Genomic DNA, 20,909 nt, shown 5'->3' with positions numbered 1-20,909 from the left:
AACCGGCTCGATGAACTGGGGATATGTCAGAAACCTCAAGCAAAAGCAACTTTTAGCCACAAATCGAACGCGGATTCGGACAAAGCAAAGGCAGGATGAAAGCCGGATAGAACAATCATCAGCCAACGTTCTGATTTCAAATCAGGTTTTGGTTTTGCCCGAATCCGTGGCTAAAAATTGCCTTTGTCCGTTCATTTCGTGTCGTGTATCCTTAATCTTTCAAAATCTTCATACTCTCTTCTCGTTCGCCGGAGGCAAACGATGGCCCGGATTGCCTTTCCCTATCCGCCGTCGCCGACAGATATTCCCGATGACCTGACCGACCCGCCGGCCGAATCGACGGCGGCCATTCTCGCGGTTTTCTCGGGGCTGTTCCTATTCCTGCTCGCGTATGTCGGCCTTATTCTCGCCAGTTTTGGCGTGATCGCTTTGGCGGCCACCCGGCATCTCACGGGCTTCGTCATTGCCGATGTCGTTTTGTGCGTCTTCGCGGGTGTGGTCTCGCTGGTGTTGTTGCTCGGCATTTTTAACAAAGATGAGGTGAACCCGGAAATCACCTTTGAACTGGAACCGGAGAACCAGCCGAAGTTCTTTGCCTTCCTCCGGCGCATCACCAATGAGATCGGCGCCCCGATGCCGGATCAGGTGTTCCTTGTTCCAGATGTGAACGCCGCGATGTCCCAACCGGTGTCCCTCATCAACTTGTTTGTGCCTCCCAAGAAAAATCTGATCGTTGGGTTGGGCTTGGTAAACGCCCTTAATCTCAGCGAGTTCAAGGCGGTGATCGGCCACGAGTTCGGCCACTTTTCCCAGAAGACCAGCCGGATGACTTCCTATGTGGCCCTCGCCCGGCGCATCATGGTCAATCTGGTGGTGGGAAAGGACTGGCTGGAGCGGTCGCTGCAAAGCGCCAAACATAACACCAAGCACGCCCAAGACGCGACGGCTTTGTTCTCATGGAGTTACATCGTCATCGTCGGCGTGCCGGTTTGGGGCATTCGCTTCCTGATGAACCAAGTGTTGAAGTTGATGACGCTCGCCTATCTCTCGATGTCGCGGGCGAACGAGTTTCACGCGGACCGGATTGCCGTCAGTGTCGCGGGGAGCAACGCGATAGTTCATGCCCTTGCCCGGTTGGATTTTGCCTCCGAATCGCTTGGTCAAGCCGTCAACGAACTGCACACGGCCACCGAGCATAAGCTCTACACGGACGACCTGTACCATCACCAATCAGCCGCGATGGGCTATTTGCGGAAGACCAAGAAGAAGCCCCGGCTCGGGTTGCCGCCGGAACTTGACCACCCCGACGAGGGGGAAGAAATTCGCGTCTTCAAAGACGAAGACGACGAACTGGACAATACGCCGGAAATGTGGAAATCCCATCCCTCGAACTATGACCGCGAGGCCAACGCCAAGGAGCAATTCGTCACGGCCGAGATCGACGAGCGTTCCCCGTGGACGTTATTCAACGAAGTGGACGTGATCCGGGAGCGGATGACTTATCGCTTCTACCGAGTGGTGTTCCGGGTCAAGAAAACGGTGAACCTCTCCCCGGCCGCCAAGGTGCAGGGCTTCATCGACGACGATCATGCCGAAATGACCTACGACCCGAAATACGCGGGCTGTTACGATCAACGGCCAATTTACCTCGGCGATATCGAAGAACTGGAAAAGATGGTGGCCGAGGAGGATTGGGACGCCGAGCGGATCACCCGCGTGCATTCTCGGTTGTACTCCAAACTGGAACGCAAGGTGGAGGATTTCGACGACATCCGCCAAGACATTCGCCGCTTGATGCGGAAATGCTTCGGCAAGCCAAAGGGCCGCGACCGGCGGGAACTGGAAGACCTGGAGGATCAGTTCAAGGGGGTGATCGACTGGTTCACGTCGTTCGACCGCCGGGTGTATCTGGTATATGCCCAGATGGCCAAGCAACTCGGCATCCCGCAGCAGAAGGAAATCATCCACCGATATGACTTCCACCTTCGGCTTCAGGAAATTCACCGGAAGATTGCGTTCACGAAAGAGCGGGTGGAGGACATCCTCGAAGGGATGAAGCACTTCGGTGACGGTGGCTTGCCGCAATGGTACATCGAAGAGTTGATGGACATTTTGAAGGAAGGCCGCCGCAATTTGAAGAAGTGTCTGCAACAGGCCGAGGAAATGTACACCCCGGCAATGGCCAACGTGGAGAAGGGGACAAAGTTCGACGAACTGATTTTTGAAGGCGAATTGCTGCGGGAAATCCCCGAAACGTTCGTGACCTCCAAATGGATCGACAAACTGCTGAAGCAACTCACGATGACCCGGCAACGAGTCCACCGGATGGATTACAAGAGCCTCGGGGCCATCCTGCTCATGCAGGACAAACTCCACACCGCGTGGCTGGCCAAGGTGACCCCCACGACAGTTTCCGGCGACTCCAGCAATCCAATGTTTGAAATCATGGATGATTCGCCGGCCGCGAAGGTGGCGCCGCCGTTGCCGAAACGGTCGGCGTGAGCGCTTGGCGGGGAGGCGGGATGCTTTCCCCGCTTCAAATCCATTTTCTGAATTCCACTTGGCCTGTCGTCGCGGTAAACTTGTCTCACGGTGACAAAACCTTTCAACCAACCATTCTGCCCGAAACCGGAGCCGGTGATGGAAACCCCGAATCGTCGCACTTTTCTCGCGTCGGCCGCCGTGGCCGCCGCGTTTGCCAACCCCGCGCGGGCCATTGAGCCGGACGTGGTGACGCTGGGCATCATCGGGTCCGGCGGCCGGGGGAACGAACTCCTTCGGGCGTTCGGCAAAGTCAAGACGCGAATCGTGTTCGTCGCCGATCCCGATGTCGCCCGTCGGGAGAAACTGGCCGATGCGTCCGCAAAGGAGTTGAAGCAGGAAACGAAGGCGGTCAACGATTTCCGCACGATGCTCGACAGCAAGGATGTGCAGGCCGTCGTCGTCGCCACGCCGAACCACTGGCATGCCCCGGCCGCCATCCTCGGCTGTTCGGCCGGCAAGCATGTGTATGTGGAAAAGCCTTGCAGCTTCGACCCGAACGAAGGAGAACTGCTGGTGGCGGCCGCCCGCAAGAACAAACGGCATGTGCAAATGGGCAACCAGCGCCGCAGCTTCGATGTGTACATGGAAGCGGTGAAACTGCTGAAGGCGGGCGAGATTGGCCGCACCTATCTCGCCAAGTCGTGGTATTTCAACAACCGGCCCACCATTGGGGCCGCGAAGCCGGGCGATGTGCCGAAGGGGTTGGACTACGCCCTCTGGCAAGGCCCGGCCCCGGCCAAGCCGTTTCAGCCGAACTTTCTCCATTACAACTGGCATTGGTTCTGGAACTGGGGCAACGGCGAACTCGGCAACAACGGCATCCACAGCATCGACGTTTGCCGCTGGGGTCTCGGCGTCGAATACCCGATCCGCGTGAGTTCCACCGGCGGCCGTTATCAGTTCGCCGACGATCAGGAAACGCCGGACACCAACAACGTGACTTACGACTTCCCCGACCGCAAGACGATCACTTGGGAAGGCATCAGTTGCATGACGGCCCCCGGCTATTCCGGCTATGAGATCGTCTTCTACGGGGACAAAGGCACGATGGCCGTGCGCGACAACCTTATCAAGATTTGTAACCCGAAGGGAGCCGAGGTGAAGCGGATTGAGAAAGCCGGCAATCTCGGGATGCACCTGAACAACTTCCTCTCGGCCGTGATGTCGGACCAACCGTTGAACAGCGAAATCGAGGAAGGGCACAAGAGCACGCTGCTGTGTCATCTCGGCAACATCTCCTACCGCACCGGCCGCACGCTGAATATCGACCCGAAGACCGGCAAGATCGTGAACGATAAGGAAGCCAGCGCGTTCTGGTCCCGTGAGTATGCCAAGGGTTTCGAGCCGAAGGTGTGAGGTCTGATTAACTCAAGAGCCCTGTTGCGTATGCGGCAGGGCTCTTGAGTTGATAATTTTCTTTGTTGGCCATCTGTTCTGGAGATTCAGCCTTCCCAACGACAAATGATGACATTCTTCAAACGCATCTCACGCATTCAGGTGTCGAGTGGCAACTGCTTGACGAACCTGCGCAACTCGCCGCAGAAACGGAATGGCGGGTTGTCTTTGGTAACGCATTCCGGGGATCGCCTCGTTTGCGCCACGGAGCCAAGGCGGAACATGAGTATCTTCTGCAGCCTTGTGCTCACTATTTGATCGTCCCGTTCACATCAGATGTCGAAGGGACTTGGATGGACTTGCGGCATCGAGCCGTCATAGGCGCTTATGAGTGCCGTGGCGAACTTGTCTCTCTGGGTCAATTCTGCAACGCCGAGTTTTTCGTCTCTCCGCTGGACTTTGAATGGACTCTTGTTCATACTCATGAAGATCACGCCATTGGTGGCCCGTATTTCATCCGGCGTAAGTGGCTTCGTTGACGCTGGCGAAGAAATCGGGCCGCTGTCTTCTTCCGACAAACTTCCATGCCAGATCCCAAACCCATTGCGGCCGTCGTCACTGTGTATCGCCGACATTCCCATGCGGATGTGATTGTCGGCAAAATCCTGGAGGGGCCGACTTACGATGGCACGAATCGGTTCCCGCTGAAACTGGTGTCGATGTATGTCGATCAGTTTCCGAAGAACGACATGAGCCGGGATCTCGCCAAGAAGCACGGCTTCAAACTTTGTGACAGCATCGACGAGGCCCTGACGTTGGGCACGGGGAAGCTCGCCGTCGCCGGGGTGTTAAACATCGGCGAGCATGGCGATTACCCGACGAACAAGATCGGCCAGACGCTCTATCCCCGGCGGCGATTCTTTGAGGAAGAGTGCAAGACATTTGAACGCTTGAAGCAAACCGTGCCGGTGTTTAGCGACAAACATCTGGCGGCGACGTGGGCCGATGCCAAGTGGATGTACGACCGCTCGCGGGAGTTAATGGTTCCGTTTCAAGCGGGGTCATCCGTTCCGTTGACGTGGCGAAAGCCCGATTTGATGTTGCCGAAAAACACCGAACTCACGGATGCCGTCATGGTCGGGTACGGCCCAGCCGAGGCATACGGCTTCCATACCCTCGAAGGGTTACAGTGCATGGTCGAACGCCGCAAGGGGGGCGAAACCGGCGTGGCGGCCGTGCAAATCCTCTCCGGCGAGGCGATGTGGAAAGCCTGCGATGACGGGAAGTTTTCCAAGGAACTGGTCGAGGAGGCCGTGCGAATCATCCCCACGCACGCCAAGGGCGATTACCGGGAGATCACGGCCAAAAACAAGGAAGCGACCGTTTGGCTCATCGAATACCGCGACGGCTTCCGGGCGGCGATCGCCATGCTGAACGGCTATGTCCATGAACGAGCCGAGGACGGCGGGGCGTTCATCTTCGCCGGGAAAATCAAGGGGTCGGCGAAGCCGGTCAGTTGCCAATTCTACCTGCAACACGACGATCCATACGGCCACTTCACGGCCATCCTCAAAGGCTTCGAGTTCATGGTGCGAACCAATCATCCCCCGTATCCGCTGGAGCGCACCTTGCTGACCACGGGCGTTCTGGATGCGATCATGTCCAGCCGGGACGAGGGAGGCAAACGAGTCGAAACCCCGCACCTGAAAATCGCCTACACCCCGACCGACTGGCCGGCCGCGACGGGGGAGATTCCGAAGACCATCAAGAGATAGAAAATGCTTTATTTCCCCAACCCGGCCCACCAGCGGATGGCGGTTTTGCTGATGGTGCCCATGTATTTGCCGTCGGGGGAGTTCATCAGGCCACGCAGGGGTTCGGCGTGGTCGTCGGCGTATTTTTGAGTTTTGTCCGCGAGGTTCCAGACGCGGATTTTCAGGTCGTAACCGCCGCTGGCCAGCAGGTCTCCTTTCAGTGAGAACAGCACGGCGGTGACGTTGTCCTCGGGGCCTTCCAGTTTGTATTCCACTTTGCCCGTCTCAGTGTCCCAGATACGGATGCTGCCCGATTTTTTCACCACGCCGCTGCCGGTGGCCAGGTGTTTGCCGTCCGGGCTGAAGCTGATGGCGTTGACCGCCCCTTCGTGGCCGTCGAGCTTGAACAGCATCTTCGGCCCGGCTTCCTGAAGTTCCCACAACTTCGCCGACTTGTCCCCCCCGGCCGTGGCGAAATGTTTGCCGTCCGGGGCGAACAACACTGCTTTGATGCCGCCGACGCCGTGAACATCTTTCACGGTGTTCACGAGTTTCCCTTCCTCCACTTCCCAGACTTTCAGCGTGTTGTCCGAACCGGTGGTGAGTAACGTTTTGCCGTCGGGTGACAGGCTCATGGAAGTGACTGAGCCGCCGAGGTGGGCGTTGATCGTCTTCACCGGGGTCGGGTTCGTTGGCTTGGAATCACTGGATTTTTCCATTTCCATGTGGTGCTTGCGGGCGGCGAGGACATCCCAGTATTTCACCGTGCCATCCGCCGAGGACATGATGAATGTTTTGCCGTCCGGCGCGAAGGCCGCCCCGGTGACCGCCTTTTTGTTGGAGCTGAAGCAATGCAGGGCCACGGTTTTCTGGTCCATCGGGAACACGACCACCATCCCGGAATCGAACGCGGCCAGCACATACTTGCAGGAGTTGTCCACCGTCAGCACGGAGGGGGCGCCTCCTTGAATGCTGAACCGGCCCCGCTCCCGGCTGGCTTGTTGGCCGAAGGCTGTAAGCGATAACGTCAGAACCACCAGCAGAGAGAGCGGTTTCATGGGAGTCCGTCCGGGATGATGAAATTGAAGCGACCGGCCAAATCACGGAGGCATCTTAGCCCGGCCTTCTCTTGTGTCCATCGGCCGGCCGGGGCGGTTCTTTCGGCAGCATACGGGAATTTGCGCCGCGGGTGAAATCCAATGAGAACAATCACTTGTCCGGTGTTTGACCGCCCGGCGGACCGGCTTTAAGCTTCTTTCACAAGTCGATGTGGCATCGGGTCTTCCGAATTCACGGCGATTTCCCCGCTGATTTGGATTCGCAATCCTGTCATGCCAATTTGAATTTCCCCAACACACGATGATTTCGTGGAGGAAGCCCATGGTGCGCACACACCGGAAGTGTCGACGTTCCGCGTTTACACTCATTGAACTGCTCGTGGTGATTGCAATTTTGGCCATCTTGGTCGGCTTGCTATTGCCGGCCGTGCAGAAGATCCGCGAAGCCGCCAACCGCATGGCGAGCGGCAATAACCTGAAACAATTGACGCTGGCGATGCACAACTTTGAAACCACCAACGGCCGCGTGCCCCCGTTGCTCGGCGGTTGGGGAAGCACGACCTATTCGACCACTTATGGCCCGCCGCATGTGTTCTTGCTCAATTATCTGGAGCAGGACAACCTCTATAAGACGATGAACGCCGGGGGCTTGTGGTATGCGTGGTGGTCCGGCATTCCGGCGGGGACGAACCCATACGCCAAGCCGGTGAAGACGTTCTTCAGCCCGGCCGATCCTTCGCACATCCTCGGGATGAATGTGGCGATGGGCTACGCGGCCACCAGCTACGCGGCCAACGGCCAGTTTTTCGCCAGCACCAACAACACCGGAATCATGACCGCTTGGGATCGCGGTCTCTCCGTCGCCAAAATTCCGGACGGAAGCTCGAACACGATTGTCTTCACGGAGAAATATGCCTCCTGCAATGCCGGCGGCTCCTTGTGGGGAGTGCAGTGGAGCCCGTGGTATCCCATCGTGGCCTCCGACCAGACCGGCGGCGGGGCCGCTTATGCCTCGCCAGCCGGGGGCAAGCTGATGTTCCAAGTGCAGCCGACGTTCAAGACCGGGGGAACCTGCGACCCCTACCGGGCCTCCACCCCGCATGCCTCCGGTATGTTGGTCAGCCTCGCCGATGGCAGCATCCGAACCCTTCGGCCGACGATGTCGGCCCAGACGTATTGGAACGCCCTGAAACCGGACGACGGGGCGATCCTCGACAGTGATTGGTAATGACTTTGATGATGTATGGTTCCGCCCGTGGCGGATGGGGCGGGCCGTTTTTGACGCTCACGTTTTATTAGGAGAAGGCTCATGAAAACGATCATTCGACTGGCGCTGGTGTGCGGAATTCCGAGCTTGTTGATCGGTTGCGGCGGTTCCAAGGACGCGGCCAAGTACGCCGCTAGTTCCCCAACCGAAAAGATGGAAATGCCAGCCTTCGCCCGGCAAATGGTGAAGTAAGCCGGGCATGGGGATGGAGAAATGTGAAGAAAAGCCTCAAAAATGATAGCTCGATGAAGAATTGACGAGCAATCTTCACGTTCATATCAACGCCATACTCGTCGGATAGAGATACGGGGCAGGTCTAATCTCCCGTACATCTTTCCCAGAGGAGTGTTGGAATGACATTTCCGAAACGTCGTGATCGGGGTTTCACCCTGATCGAACTCTTGGTGGTGATTGCGATCATCGCCATCCTGATCGGCCTGCTTCTGCCGGCCGTCCAGAAGATTCGCGAAGCCGCCAACCGGATGGCTTGCAGCAACAACATGAAGCAGCTTGGCCTCGCCGCCATGAACTACGAGGGCACCAACGGCTACATCCCGCCGAGCCTTTATTTGGAACTGAGCACCTCGGCGACGTTTCAGGGCAACAACACCGCCATTCCCGGCGTCAAGGGAACGTATCACTCGTTCGTGCCGTTCCTGTTGCCGTACATCGAGCAGGACAATCTGGCCAAAGCCTACAACATGAACGCGGTGTTCTGTGACCCCGCCGGCAACGCGGCGCTAATCAAGACGCCGATCAAAACCCTGATTTGCCCCTCGACCCCCCGGTCGTCCTCAACGCTGAACAACTCGACGCTCACCACCACCAGCCCAGCCATCCCGTTCGCGGCCGCTCCGACCGACTATGCCTGCAACGGGGTTAACACGGGGTTCATCCCGTTGGCCGGTTATCCTGTGCCGTCCACCACTTCGGACACCCTGTCGGGTCCGATGCGTCCTTGGATCATCGGGCCGTCCGCGTATTTGAGCCTGTTGGGGGCGGGGCCGTCCGAACGGTCCACGATGGCCAGTGTGACGGACGGGACCTCGAACACGATCCTGCTTTGCGAAGACGCCGGCCGCCCCGACCGTTGGATCGGTGGCAAATTGGTGAGCAGCGGCACGAAGAACGATGGCGGCTGGGCCGACCCGGAAAACGCCTACGGCGTCGATGGTATCACGGTGAACAATAGCACCAATCCCCCCACCAGCTCCAACGGGGGCAATTGCATGATCAATTGCGACAACGATAACGAAACCTACGGGTTCCATACCGGCGGCGCCATGCACGCCTTCACGGATGGTTCGGTTCGCTTCATCAAGGCCACGATCACTCCGCAGAATTATTGCGCCCTCATCTCCAAGGCCGGCGGCGGCCTGACCGGCGCCGAAACCAGTCCCGCCGAGTAATCCCGACCGAGGAAAGACAAATGACACGCACAGCCATCAGGTCGCTGGCCTTTGCCTTGCTGGCCGGGATTACCCTGCCGGGGTGTTCGGACAGCAAGAGGCCGCCGACTTTTCCCGTCACCGGCAAGGTGATGTACAACAAGACCACCGTGCCAGCCGGGGCGATGGTGTACTTTCACCCACTGGACCCGGAGGTGGAAAAGAAGAATGGCGGCAAGCCGTTCGGCAAGGTGAAGGAAGACGGAACCTACTTGCTGACGATGTATGGCCCGGATGACGGGGCCCCGGAGGGGGAATACGGCGTGACGTTCGACTGGCGCGGAAAACCGAAGGACGCCCCCAAGTTCCAACTGACCGAAGAAGGAGGCCCGGTCGGCAAACCCCTCTTGAATCCGAAATACGGCAACCCCCAGCAGCCGGTTTTTAAGGTGACAGTCAAAAAAGGCGAGAAGAACGAGTTCAATTTCGACGTTGACTGACTCCCATCCGCGAACTCGGCTCTTAACCGGCGTTCGCGGAGATTTTGTAACTTTCTCTCCGCTTTCGGGTTGACCCTTCCAAGATCGCCCCTTGGAAGCGGAAGACATCCCATGCGTTTTCTGATCATCACGCTCATCACATCACTGTTCGCCATTTCCAGCCTCCGCGCGGCCAATCCGTTGGCGGAAAAAGAATGGATGGTCGAGGGAGTTGTCCGGAAAGCCTTGCTGTATGTGCCGACCACCGGGAAAGCGGATGCCCCCGTGATCTTCGCCTTTCATGGCCACGGCGGGACGATGGGACATGCCGCCCGCACCTTTGCTTATCAAACGCAATGGCCGGAGGCGGTGGTGGTGTACATGCAGGGCTTGAACACCCCCGGAAAACTGACCGATCCGGAGGGGAAGAAATCCGGCTGGCAAGCCAACGCGGGCGATCTCAAGGACCGGGATTTGAAGTTCTTCGATGCCGTGCTGGCGACGTTGAAGAAAGATCACAAAATCGACGAGAAGCGAATCTATTGCACCGGCCACTCCAACGGCGGGGCCTTCACCTATCTGTTATGGGCGCAACGTGGGGATGTGTTCGCCGCCGTCGCCCCGTCGGCGGCCATCTTTGTCCAAGGGATGAAAGACCTCAAGCCGAAACCGGCGCTGCATGTCGCCGGGGAAAGCGACCCGTTGGTGAAATACGACTGGCAGAAACGCATGATGGACGTGGTGAAAAAGCTGGATGGTTGCGACACCGAAGGAAAAGAATGGGCCAAACTCGGCGATCTGGTGGGAACGAAATACGAGTCGAAGACGGGAACGCCGTTCATCACTTTGATTTCGCCGGGAACGCACACGTTCCCGGAAAAAGCGCCGGAATTGATTGTGAAGTTTTTTAAGGAGCAGGTGAAGAAGTGACAGTATGGTCTTTGAAGGACAGTCTGATCCCTTGAACCCACCTCGAATTTGCTCGTTTCAAGAGCCCCACTGCGTCAGCGGTGGGGGTGGCTTTCAGTGTGCTGCGGCCACCCCCACTGCTGACGCAGTGGGGCTCTTGAAAATGAAAACTCCATCCTCACCGTCCTGCGATCTGGCTCAAGATCGTCGGGTCTTGGATCTCTTGATCCCTCGCCAACATCAGCACTTTTGACACCACCTCGGCCGTTCGTGGGTCGTCATCCGCAAAGGGTAAGAACAGCCTCCCGCGATGCTGGCTGTGAACCGGAACCACACACAGCGAACCGCCCGGTTGTTTGTGGACGGTGCCGCTGCCCAAGTGAACTGAGTAATTCCCGAGTTCCCCCTTGATGAAAGCGTGTTTGCTCTCGTATCTCACGTTGGCGATCTTCAAGAGCGAACACGTTTCCTTGAGCAAAGTTTGCCGCATCTCCACAGTGGACTGACTGGCTTCCGGATCGATCCCGCCGACGTGGGCCACGCTGACCACCAAGTCCAGGTCACGCATGACTTCGCTGAAAATCTTCGCCGGGATTTCCGCGAGCGGAAGTTTCTTCCAATCACCGCGACGGTGGAATTCGACGCTGGAGAACGTCAGTCCTTCGACTTCGGCCGGGGTGGTGTAGCCGTGGTCGAAGTTGACGCTAGCCACCAAATTGTCCCGCCGGAAGAGTTTGTCCGTTCCCTCGCGGGTGGACCAGCCTCGGGAAGAGAACAACGCGGTCGATTGTTGCGGGTTCAATTGTTGACCGGCGAACCGGGTCGATTGATGCCCTTCTTCCTTCTCCGATGGAGTAAGGGTGTAGACTTCGCGGAACACCTGTTTGAACGGCTGCACCCGCTCGCTCTTAAAGCACTCGGCCTGCCACTCCGGCCAATCTCCGGCGGCCAGCAAATCAAGCGGATGGGCGATCATCCAAGTTTGGTCAGCCTTGAGCGGCACGTTCTTGCCGGTGTGATCCCGCAAGGCTTTGCCGCCGTTCACCGGGTAGCCGCGAACATCCCCGGACTGCAACACCAACCGAGTGAGCAACGGTTTGACGAGGGCATGCCCCATCAGTTGCCGCAACTCGACGGTTGTGAATTCGTCCCCGGCGCACATGGCCTGTTCCAGCGACCGCTTGGTGCTGGAGGACATCCGTTTCAGCCCTTTGGCCCGCTCCACCAAGTCAGTAACCTTGGGAAGTTTCTTCACATCCGGCGGGATGGACTTGAGCGGCTTGCCATCCCGAGTTTGTGAAATCTCGGGGATGGCCTCGCCCGTCAGTGTGAGCGTGACAGCCACGTTCTTCACATTGAGGGTCACCGGTCCCTCCAGCAAGTCGGAAACCTGCTTCGCCCCGACGGCCCATTCCAACCGCATCGGATCGCCGTATCCGGCCGTCACGGATAGATTTTCCAATCCGAGCCGGGCGGCCGCCATCGCCGGTTCCTTGCTCAAGGAACTGAGGCCACGGGCATAGCGTTCGTAATCCATCAGCACTTTGTGCCGGTCGAGCAGTTCGGCTTCTCGCTTGACCTCATCTGTCGGCAGTGGCAACAACCCGAGGAGTTTCACGAATTCCTTGAGGTTCTTCTTGCGGATGCCGTCCACCAATTCCTTCTTCTTCGTCTTGCCAAGCAGCACATCCGCAAGGCGTTCAGCTTTCTTGTGTCCCTGCCCGTAGCCAAGGAACTTGGCCGCCTCTTCGATAGCGTCCCAGCGTTTGGCGCTGCCAACGGCCGCGTAAGCCAGATGGAACCATTGCACATCGATCACGCCATCGGCCCGTTGCTCGGCCGTCAGGTTGGTGCGGGCTTTCAGGATTTCAGCCCATGCGCTCTTAGGCTTTTCCTTTGGGGTTTCGCTGGCGGGCGAATCATCGTCGTCTTCATCCATGTCATCATCGTCGTCGTTCTCAAATGCGTTGCTCCACGAGTTGGCGGTGTGGGCAATGAACCACCAAACCGCCTCGCTGAAGCCGGGCCATTTCAGCGTGTGTTCGACGAAACTCAGCCAGCGCGGGTTGAGCATCGCCAGATTGAGGATGCGCTCGTCTGTCACTTCCCCGGCGGCGATGCCCGCCTTCGCCAAGGCGGCAAAGCTCTCGGGCGTGTCCGTCGGCAATGGATAACTGCGGCGAATCAGATTGGTGAGGATGGCGGGCTTGGAATCGGCGACGCCGTAGCTCGTCTTGGCGAACGGCTGTTTGCCCAGTGCCCGGATGATGCGGAACAACAACTCGGCCCCGTGAACGCTGACGATTTCCTTGGCAGGGGTGGTGGCTGCCGTTGGTGTTTCGCCACGGGTGAGTTCAATTTCCAAGATGCGATCCCGCACCTTGGCGGCCATGTCCCGCAGTTCGGGATGGGCTTCAATGATCGGGGGAAGCTTGCCGTCCGCAGGGGTGACCTCTCGCAGGAGATCGAAACTTTCATCCCCCCATCCCCGGCTCAGGCCGCGCTTGCCGATCAGGTGATCGACAAAGTCCGCGACACTGGCCGCCCCGGCTTCGTAACCGGCAAGCAATTCATCGGGTTCGCACCGGCAATGTTTGGCTTCCGAGTGGGGCTGATCCATCCAGCGGAGCAACTTGTACAGGCGGGCGTCGTGATCCTTCGTCCAATCGGCGGATTTCTTGCTCCGAAATTCACGGGTCAGCGAGAGCCAGCGGGTGAAGGACGATCCCGAACGCCAGTCACGGTCCTGCCAGTCATGTTCCTTGGGAATGTGCGCCAGCACTTCCGGAGGGACGATGGCGAGCGAATGTTCCACGGCTTGCAGGTAAAAATCCGCCGTCTTGGGCGCGGGGTGCAGTTTCACCATCCATTCGAGAATCCGGCGGATGATCTCATAGTGAACCTTCACGGGGGGCAGCGGCCGCAATTCCTTCGCGGCCTTCTCGATTGCCGCCGCCATGCCCTTGTTTGAGTCCAGCAAATCTTCGTCATTGTCGTCGTCATCGAACATGAAATCGTCCGGTTCCGCTTCTTCTTCTCCCTCCCGAATGAAAGCCAGCTCCATCGCCACGGCCCGGATCAACTCCAATCCATCCTCGTCCCGGCATTTCGACGACAGACCGGCCCACCATTCATCCCACATCTCCGCGAGCGGCAAATTGGCCCGATCATCGGCAGGCGATTTCTTGATGTCCGGCGTCGGGAACGAGTAATGATTCACGCTCCCGATGACGGCTTCGATCTTGTCTTTTCGCCAAGTCTCGTAAGTGAAAGTCTTGTCTTTATTGGCGTGAATAAACGCATCGAGACTTTTGATAAGTTCGACGGCGGCCGGTGTGGCCAGTTTGATCTTCTGGCGTTTGGGCGTCGTGCCCGTTGTCAGTTCGTCCTGATTCATCAACCCCAAGCCGTCTTCCAGCGAGGCGGGGGCTGACGCTGGGTTCAGCAGGTGTTCGATGGTCTCGGCCTCGGCCTTGGGAAGCCGTTTGCCCTTTTCGTCCCGATAGGCAATGAGCTTGTCGCGGGCGGCATCGGCCTGCCGTTTCTTGCCGATCATCTGCCGGGCCAGTTCGATGCCCGCCACTCGCTGGTTGGCGTCCTTTCCGGCCAACAGGCGGTCAATGGAGGAAAGCACCGGCTTGTCCGGTCGGCCGAGCAGCAGGCCGAGAACTCCTTGCCGGAAGTCGGCGGTTTTGCGGGTGAGGTAGCCTTCGAGTGTTTGGGCCTCGTCCTCCGCGAGTTTGCATTTTTCGAGGGCCTTCAAGGCGGCCCCGCGAATGCCGCCGGAGGGATGTCCGGCGATGGCAAGCAGCAATTCTTGAACTTGCGAAGTGATCGTCCGCTTTTCCGTCAGCAGGGCAATGGCCCGGATGTGTTCAAATTCATCCATCTGCTTCATGTAAGGGATCAGTCGTTCCGGCGGTCGTTTGCCGAGACAAACCGATAGCAGGTTGGCGGCGTTCTCCTGGCTGATGGCGTGTTCTTCCCAACCGGCGGCGACGGGCTTCAGTTCCTTTTCCTTTTCCGGCAGCTTGGGGATCAGTTTTTCCAGTCGCTCGAACAATTCGTCCGGCCGTCCCGGATGGTTGGGTTTGTCCTCTGAATCATCATCGGCGCCGACCACCGTGGGATAATGGTAATAGTCCAACGTGATCGACACGATGGGAAGTTCTTTATCCTCCAGCAACGGCAGGAACAATTCGCCAACACCCGGCATTCCCGTTTGCTTGAGGAACCGGGCGGCGGCATATCGACGGCCGAGCGTCTTGTCCTTCAGAATCGGTGCCGCCGCTTTGACGGCCTCTTGCACATCCGTAAGGGCCATCGCCCAAAGGCCGCGATAAGTGGCATGGGCATCTCCTTTGGCGATGGCTTGCTGAACCGATTTTGGGTCGGTGAGGAACTCCTGAAGCTGGGTCAGGTCGTCCTTGAGTTTCTTGGGGGCGAGGGACGATTCCTCTTCGCCCAGCCACACGGCGGCCGCCCGCGCGACGGATGAAAACCGGATCAGGTTTTCGCGGAGCAGCAGGTTGACCATCCGGGGAAACGCCTGCGGATGGGCCTCGTCCACGGCCTCCAGAATGCTTTGCCGCAAGCCTTCCTGCCGTTGGGCGGCGAGCAGGAGTTTTTCCATGAATTCCCAAGCGGCCGGTTTCGAACAGCACAGCAACGCCCGAGGGATATGGCCCCCCATGCCGCCGATGTCGTGCTGGCCGCCGGCCGAGTCCTTGAGGATTTCGAACACGCTCTCGCCGACCGATTTGCCCTTGTCGATGGCTCCGGCAAGCAGATACCCGAGATCATCGGTGTCGTCCAAATGGATCGCCCAAGCCGCGACCCACTCGATGCTGACAGCATCTTCGGGGAAGGTATCGAGAGAGTTGATAACCGCCAGCAGAAAATCCTTGCGGCGGGAGACATACGCCCCCGGCAGATTGGGGGCGCGGAAGGCCCGGCGTTCGTAGCCGAAGGTGTAGGGCAACCGGGCGAACAATTGCCACGCGGCTTCAATTTCATCGGCCAGCGTGGGAAAGAACGCCTTCAAGACTTGGGCGCGCACCTTTGGCTTGTCGTGCAGCGTCTTGCCCGCTTTTTCGCGGAGGGCCATGTTGATCCGGTAATCACCAGTCAACGGTTTGCCGTCGGCCTGCCGACTGACGAGGTTCATGGCGACCGTGCAGACGGCCGGGGGAAGTTTCTTCACCCGGTTGAACCGGGCTTCCTGATGCTTGGCGGACCGGATTTTCCCGAGTTCTTCGCGGGCTTTGACAGGGTTCAACATGGTTCAGCCCCCCGCCAGCATGGCCAGGCGAACAAACGTGATCCGGCTTTCCGGGGTCACGCTGATGCGCTGGTCGATTTGTTTGATTTCCTCGCCGTCAAGCACCACCAGAAACAAGCCGTCCGTGAAGGCTTCGATGGCCGTGGCGATGGCAACGGGTTCGTCAACCGTTTGCTCCAGATCCCAGCCTCCCATGTCCACTTTCCCCTTGGCCACCCCGTCGGCAATTTGCGCCGCGCTGAGGGCTTTGAGAAGTTTGCGTTCCTCCTGCCGGTCGCGGAACGCGGCGACCTCGGAAGAGACGACATGCGCGAGCAAATCGCGGAGAGTAAACGACCCGGAGTTGGCGGTTGCCGGCAACGGCACGGCATAATCCGCAAACAACGGCTTCCTGCGGCCAAGGGCCTGCCCGGAGATGGTTGGCATGGCTAAATCCCGTGAGAAAGGATGTTGGTTTGGGGATGTTATAACACGGCGATGTGAAGAGATGCCATGTCCGAAGTAAGAGAAATTGAATGACCAATCGTGAAGCCGCGACGCGGAGTCTTCGGAGCGGAGCGCGACCTTTCTGCCACAATTGTCTAAACTACCGCCAATCGCTTAAACTGACAAAGCTTGACGTATTCCGGGCGCTCATGCCACCCGGCTTGCCTGTTGCCTTTGGTTGAGTTGATCGAAGTCCGGTCAGTCAAACGTCGTCGAATTCCTTCTCAGCTTCTGCTCGAAAGACGACCGGAAGGCTCATTTTCTCGCCCTCGCCAACGCCCTCGCCTTGATGATTTCCCACGGAGTGACCGCCTCCGGCCGGGCGATGCTGTCGGCCAGTCGGCGTTCCAATTCCACACGATGTGCGTCGGGAAGCGACATGGCATCAGCCTCGCGGGCGACGCTTTCCCAGATCGCCTCGGCAACAGCGAGTCGGTCTTCCATGTTAAGACGATCAAGACCAAGTTCTTGAATGGTCGGCGCCATGACAACCCCTTGGGAACAGTTCGTCGAATAATCTTATTTTGCGGCAAACGCCGGGACGACCAGCAGGTTGTCCCGTTCCATTTCTTCGTAATCAGACAGAATCTCGTCGGGAGTCATGTCCGAACTGAGCAGTTCCAACAATATTTCGACCGGATGGCGTAGCCCACGGACACATGGTTTGCCGTGGCACACCATTGGATCGATGGTGATCCGAAATAGATTTGTGCTCATATGTATAGTTTGCCAGGACGGAGGATAGCTTCATGGTCGCAAAGAGTTGGGCACGCCCTTGTGGAAGATCCGGGCGTTGAACGCGATCACAATCCGGTCCCGTTCTCCTTTGTAGGGCAGACCGCTGTGGCGAAGGTAGGACGGGAACAGCACCAGCATTCCGTCCTGAAGCGGGGCGTCGAGTTCGTCGGCGAAGTAATAGTTCCCCGGATCGCGGTAGCCGAGCGTCATGGGGGAATAAAACCGGCTGCCGCCGTTGGGGGCGCCTCCTTCTTGCGGGGGGCCGCTGTCTCCGATTTGAACGTAATAGATTCCGCACCATGAACAGTTGGGGTGCAGGTGGGCATCGTGGAAGCCGCCGTCGTTGGTGATGTGGAACCAACTTTCCGTGATCACCATGTCCAGTTGCGACGGCTGAATCCGCCCTCCCTCGACATGACTGATCGCGGCGGAGAGAGTCTGGCTGATGAAGCCCAGCAGTTTTTTCAGGCCGGAGTGTTCCTTGGTAAACAGGTCGAAGTGGCTCTCGTAAATTCCCGTATTCGATTTGGACCGAATGGCGGCCGTGAGCGGGGCCTTTTGCTCTTCCCTCAATTGACAGAGATAATCCACAATCCCCGGCGCCTCCCGGTCGTGGTCCTGCCAGCGCCGATGGAAGATAATCGTCGGCCAGCACATTTCGGCGGAGAGATCGAACGGCGAGGGGGCAGACATGGTTCCAAACTCCCAAAATGAGACGCAGCCAGTTGTTTTTGGCCGACACTGACGCGGCTCTGGCTTGCCGCGCCATGCGTGTCCGACCGGTTCAGAGGTTTCGCGCAAACAAATTGAATGAAAAACTGATTCGCTCGCCCTCGCCTTCAAACGGGTAAACCAGGTGCATGAGCCAGGCCGGGAAAATGTAGAGGTCGCCGACCGCCGGAATTACCCGCCGCATGCCCAGAAAGTCGATGTTTTCCTGCTTGAGCTGGCCGAAGACGAATTGCAATTTTCCGTCCATGTTGGCGGGATCGGCCACTTGGGGCGGCACATGCGTGTAAGCGATTCCCGACAGTTGCCCGGTGTGCTTGTGAGCCGGGTTATAATCCCCCGCCCGTGATTTGACGATCCATGATTCGCCGAATGAAACCAGCGATTCCGGATTGACGGGGCATTCATTGGCTTCGGACAGTCGAAAGAGGTATTGTCGCCCGAGATGGGTGAACAGCACTTTTAACTTTTCGGGCAGCGTCTTGGTGGATTCGATTTGCTCGCCCGAGCGAATTCGACCCGCGAGTTTGTGGTCATAAGGCTGTCTCTCCGGGTTGGCGCATTCCGTCTCGACATGCGCCCGCAACTCTTCTTGAATTTCAAAAGGAAGTTTGATGTGGAGAGGGGCGACCAGAAACATGTGCCGAAAACTTCCCTCCATGTCCGGAAACACATACTCAGCGGGCGAGGTCGGCATCGGACAATCTCCGGGAGATGAGAAGGGTGTCGCCTTTTCAGTCAATTTTGGCAGGCGACGCGCGTTTGAAGAACCGGCGTCGCGATGTCATGGTTTTATGATCACATCAACTTGTCCTCAACTGGTGACCGCCCCCTCCGATGCGCTCTTCACCGTGCGGGCGAACTTGGCGAGGACGCCGCGTTCCACCCGCAGCGGCGGTTTTGTCCATGTTTCCCGGCGTTTGGCCAGTTCTTCGTCCGTTAGATGGACATTGAGGGTTTTGGAGTCGCCGTCGATGGTGATGGTGTCCCCGTCCTTCAGGAGGGCGATGTTTCCGCCGACCCAGGCTTCCGGGGCGACGTGGCCGACCACTAGACCATGCGTGCCGCCGGAGAAGCGGCCGTCCGTGATGAGGCCGACGCTGTCGCCGAGGCCCTGGCCCATCAACGCGCCGGTGATGGAGAGCATCTCCCGCATCCCCGGCCCGCCGACCGGGCCTTCGCCGCGAATCACCACCACGTCGCCCGGCACGATTTTCCGGGCGTTGATCGCCTCGAAGCAGGCTTCCTCGCCGTCGAACACTTTCGCCGGGCCGGTGATCTTGTGGCTCTTCAATCCGGCCAGTTTGGCGACCGCTCCCTCGGTGGCGATGTTCCCCTTCATGATGGCAATGTGCCCTTTGGCCGCCAGCGGCTTGTCAAGCGGCATCACGATCTTTTGAGTCTTGGAGTACACACTCGGGATGTCTTTGAGGTTTTCCGCAAGCGTTTTGCCGGTCACGGTGATGCAATCACCGTGCAGGAAGCCCGCGTCCAGGAGGGCCTTCAACACCGGCGGGGTGCCGCCGGCGCGGTGGAGGTCGAACATCACATACTTGCCGCCCGGCTTCAGGTCGGCGAGGTGCGGCACTTTGTCGCCGAGGCGGTCAAAGTCTTCAAGCGTCCAATCCACCCCGGCTTCGCGGGCAATCGCCATGAGATGGAGGACGGCGTTCGTCGAACCGCCGAGGGCCAGCACGAAGGTGTAGGCGTTCTCCAGCGACTTCCGCGTGATGATGTCTCGCGGCCGAATGTTCAATTTCACCAAGTTGACGACGGCTTCCCCGGCGAGGAACGACTCCCGCTCCTTGGCGGCGGTGACGGCCGGATACGAGGCGTCGTAGGGCAGTGACATCCCCATCGCCTCGATGGCGCTGGACATCGTGTTCGCGGTGTACATCCCCCCGCAGGCCCCGGCGCCGGGACAGGTTTCACATTCGATCTTGTGCAACTTCTTTTGGTCGATCAGCCCTGCCTGGAATTTGCCGACGGCCTCGAAGCTGGAGACGATGTCCACGTCCTCCCCGTCGGGGCCGACGCCGGGCAGGATGCTGCCGCCATAGACAAACACGCTCGGCATGTTGAGGCGGGCCATCCCCATGATGCAACCGGGCATGTTCTTGTCGCAACCGCCGAAGGCGATCACGGCGTCATGATTCATCCCGCCGGAAACTACTTCGATGCAATCGGCGATCACTTCGCGCGAAACGAGCGAATATCGCATCCCTTGGTGGCCCATCATGATGCCGTCCGACGCCGTGGGGGCGCCGAAAATCTGCGGAACGCCCCCGGCCGCCCGAATTCCCTCGATGCCCCGGCGCGCGAGCCGGTCCAGATGGGAGTTGCACGGCGTGATTTCGCTGTACAAGGAGGCGACGCCGACCATCGGCCGCTCGAAATCGTCGTCGTGAAAGCCGACGCCGCGGAGCATCGCCCGGTTGGGGGCTCGTTTCGGTCCGCCGGTGGTGGTCAGGCTCTTTCGTTCCGCAGGCATGTCAAATCAACCTTTCCTGATGGGTGGATGAAACGCCCGGCGCTTCATCGGGGAGAGTAAATATCCTATCGAACTTTCACTTTCGTTCAGGTGGGGCCGGATATTCATGTCGTGCGGGAAACACCGAAAAAAACAGTGAAAACGATTGCTCCGAAAGTTGCAAGCGCGCGGGATGTAACCTACATACCTGTTGTCGCGGTGGCAACGATCGTGACGAAGAGAACGACAAGAGGGCGGCACGTCGGCGAGCCACCAACCAAACATCAAACAGGAGAGACAGATGCGTCAGTTGACCAAGAAGTTCGTTTCGTTCATGAAGAAGGAAGACGGCCCGACGGCTGTTGAGTACGCCGTGATGCTGGCAACAGGATTGTTGGGCGGCCAACACACCGGGAGTTCCCATGCGTCAGTTGACCAAGAAGTTCGTTTCGTTCATGAAGAAGGAAGACG

Annotated in this window: 16 protein-coding genes; 8 read left to right on the top strand and 8 right to left on the bottom strand. The window is 58.5% G+C overall.

Annotation, left to right across the window (positions count from 1 at the left end):
* Nucleotides 1-261 precede the first annotated feature (261 nt).
* The 3 genes from BGIM_RS0125390 to BGIM_RS0125375 all read left to right on the top strand — a co-directional run bounded on the left by BGIM_RS0125390 (nucleotide 262) and on the right by BGIM_RS0125375 (nucleotide 5,654).
* Nucleotides 262-2,502, top strand: a complete 2,241-nt coding sequence (locus BGIM_RS0125390; RefSeq protein ID WP_020472515.1) for a M48 family metallopeptidase — start codon at nucleotides 262-264, stop codon at nucleotides 2,500-2,502.
* A gap of 138 nt (nucleotides 2,503-2,640) precedes the next feature.
* Complete coding sequence (locus BGIM_RS0125385) at nucleotides 2,641-3,900, top strand: Gfo/Idh/MocA family protein (protein ID WP_020472514.1); 1,260 nt, start codon at nucleotides 2,641-2,643, stop codon at nucleotides 3,898-3,900.
* Nucleotides 3,901-4,463: 563 nt separating this feature from the next.
* A complete protein-coding gene (locus BGIM_RS0125375) occupies nucleotides 4,464-5,654 on the top strand; it encodes a hypothetical protein (protein ID WP_020472512.1) in 1,191 nt (396 codons plus the stop codon).
* A gap of 8 nt (nucleotides 5,655-5,662) precedes the next feature.
* On the opposite strand, the gene BGIM_RS0125370 is transcribed toward BGIM_RS0125375, so the two are convergent.
* Nucleotides 5,663-6,691: a WD40 repeat domain-containing protein gene (locus BGIM_RS0125370; RefSeq protein ID WP_020472511.1), complete on the bottom strand. Its 1,029-nt coding sequence runs from the start codon at nucleotides 6,689-6,691 to the stop codon at nucleotides 5,663-5,665.
* Between the two features lie 322 nt (nucleotides 6,692-7,013).
* Here BGIM_RS0125370 and BGIM_RS58240 point away from each other — a divergent pair, with 322 nt between their 5' ends.
* The 5 genes from BGIM_RS58240 to BGIM_RS0125340 all read left to right on the top strand — a co-directional run bounded on the left by BGIM_RS58240 (nucleotide 7,014) and on the right by BGIM_RS0125340 (nucleotide 10,755).
* Nucleotides 7,014-7,919, top strand: a complete 906-nt coding sequence (locus BGIM_RS58240) for a DUF1559 family PulG-like putative transporter (protein WP_020472510.1) — start codon at nucleotides 7,014-7,016, stop codon at nucleotides 7,917-7,919.
* Nucleotides 7,920-8,000: 81 nt separating this feature from the next.
* Entirely contained in the window at nucleotides 8,001-8,150 is a 150-nt protein-coding gene (locus BGIM_RS63295) for a hypothetical protein (protein ID WP_020472509.1), read from the top strand.
* A 161-nt stretch (nucleotides 8,151-8,311) separates the two neighbouring features.
* Entirely contained in the window at nucleotides 8,312-9,367 is a 1,056-nt protein-coding gene (locus tag BGIM_RS0125350) for a DUF1559 family PulG-like putative transporter (protein ID WP_020472508.1), read from the top strand.
* A gap of 20 nt (nucleotides 9,368-9,387) precedes the next feature.
* On the top strand, nucleotides 9,388-9,846 hold the full coding sequence (locus BGIM_RS0125345) for a hypothetical protein (RefSeq protein WP_020472507.1): 459 nt from the start codon (nucleotides 9,388-9,390) through the stop codon (nucleotides 9,844-9,846).
* A gap of 111 nt (nucleotides 9,847-9,957) precedes the next feature.
* A complete protein-coding gene (locus BGIM_RS0125340; protein ID WP_020472506.1) occupies nucleotides 9,958-10,755 on the top strand; it encodes an alpha/beta hydrolase family esterase in 798 nt (265 codons plus the stop codon).
* 157 nt (nucleotides 10,756-10,912) lie between these two features.
* Here the strand turns inward: BGIM_RS0125340 and BGIM_RS0125335 are convergent, their stop codons facing one another.
* The 7 genes from BGIM_RS0125335 to ilvD form a co-directional block, all read right to left on the bottom strand.
* Nucleotides 10,913-16,015, bottom strand: a complete 5,103-nt coding sequence (locus tag BGIM_RS0125335; protein WP_020472505.1) for a DUF5724 domain-containing protein — start codon at nucleotides 16,013-16,015, stop codon at nucleotides 10,913-10,915.
* Nucleotides 16,016-16,018: 3 nt separating this feature from the next.
* The gene (locus BGIM_RS0125330; protein ID WP_020472504.1) at nucleotides 16,019-16,441 is read right to left on the bottom strand and encodes a hypothetical protein; all 423 of its coding nucleotides are present in this window, start codon (nucleotides 16,439-16,441) and stop codon (nucleotides 16,019-16,021) included.
* Nucleotides 16,442-16,756: 315 nt separating this feature from the next.
* Nucleotides 16,757-16,987 (bottom strand): addiction module protein, encoded by a 231-nt coding sequence (locus BGIM_RS0125325; protein WP_020472503.1) that lies wholly within the window; start codon nucleotides 16,985-16,987, stop codon nucleotides 16,757-16,759.
* 33 nt (nucleotides 16,988-17,020) lie between these two features.
* A complete protein-coding gene (locus BGIM_RS0125320) occupies nucleotides 17,021-17,218 on the bottom strand; it encodes a DUF433 domain-containing protein (protein WP_020472502.1) in 198 nt (65 codons plus the stop codon).
* A 30-nt stretch (nucleotides 17,219-17,248) separates the two neighbouring features.
* Complete coding sequence (locus BGIM_RS52330; RefSeq protein ID WP_020472501.1) at nucleotides 17,249-17,932, bottom strand: TIGR02466 family protein; 684 nt, start codon at nucleotides 17,930-17,932, stop codon at nucleotides 17,249-17,251.
* Between the two features lie 91 nt (nucleotides 17,933-18,023).
* Nucleotides 18,024-18,665 carry a putative 2OG-Fe(II) oxygenase gene (locus BGIM_RS58235; RefSeq protein WP_020472500.1) on the bottom strand — a complete coding sequence of 214 codons (642 nt, stop codon included), beginning with the start codon at nucleotides 18,663-18,665 and terminating at the stop codon, nucleotides 18,024-18,026.
* A 117-nt stretch (nucleotides 18,666-18,782) separates the two neighbouring features.
* The gene (gene ilvD, locus BGIM_RS0125305) at nucleotides 18,783-20,459 is read right to left on the bottom strand and encodes a dihydroxy-acid dehydratase (RefSeq protein WP_020472499.1); all 1,677 of its coding nucleotides are present in this window, start codon (nucleotides 20,457-20,459) and stop codon (nucleotides 18,783-18,785) included.
* Nucleotides 20,460-20,909: the final 450 nt, after the last annotated feature.

Source organism: Zavarzinella formosa DSM 19928 (assembly GCF_000255705.1).
GTDB lineage: Bacteria > Planctomycetota > Planctomycetia > Gemmatales > Gemmataceae > Zavarzinella > Zavarzinella formosa.
The sequence above is the reverse complement of the archived record's forward strand: the minus strand, read 5'-3'. Positions and strand labels throughout refer to the sequence as shown.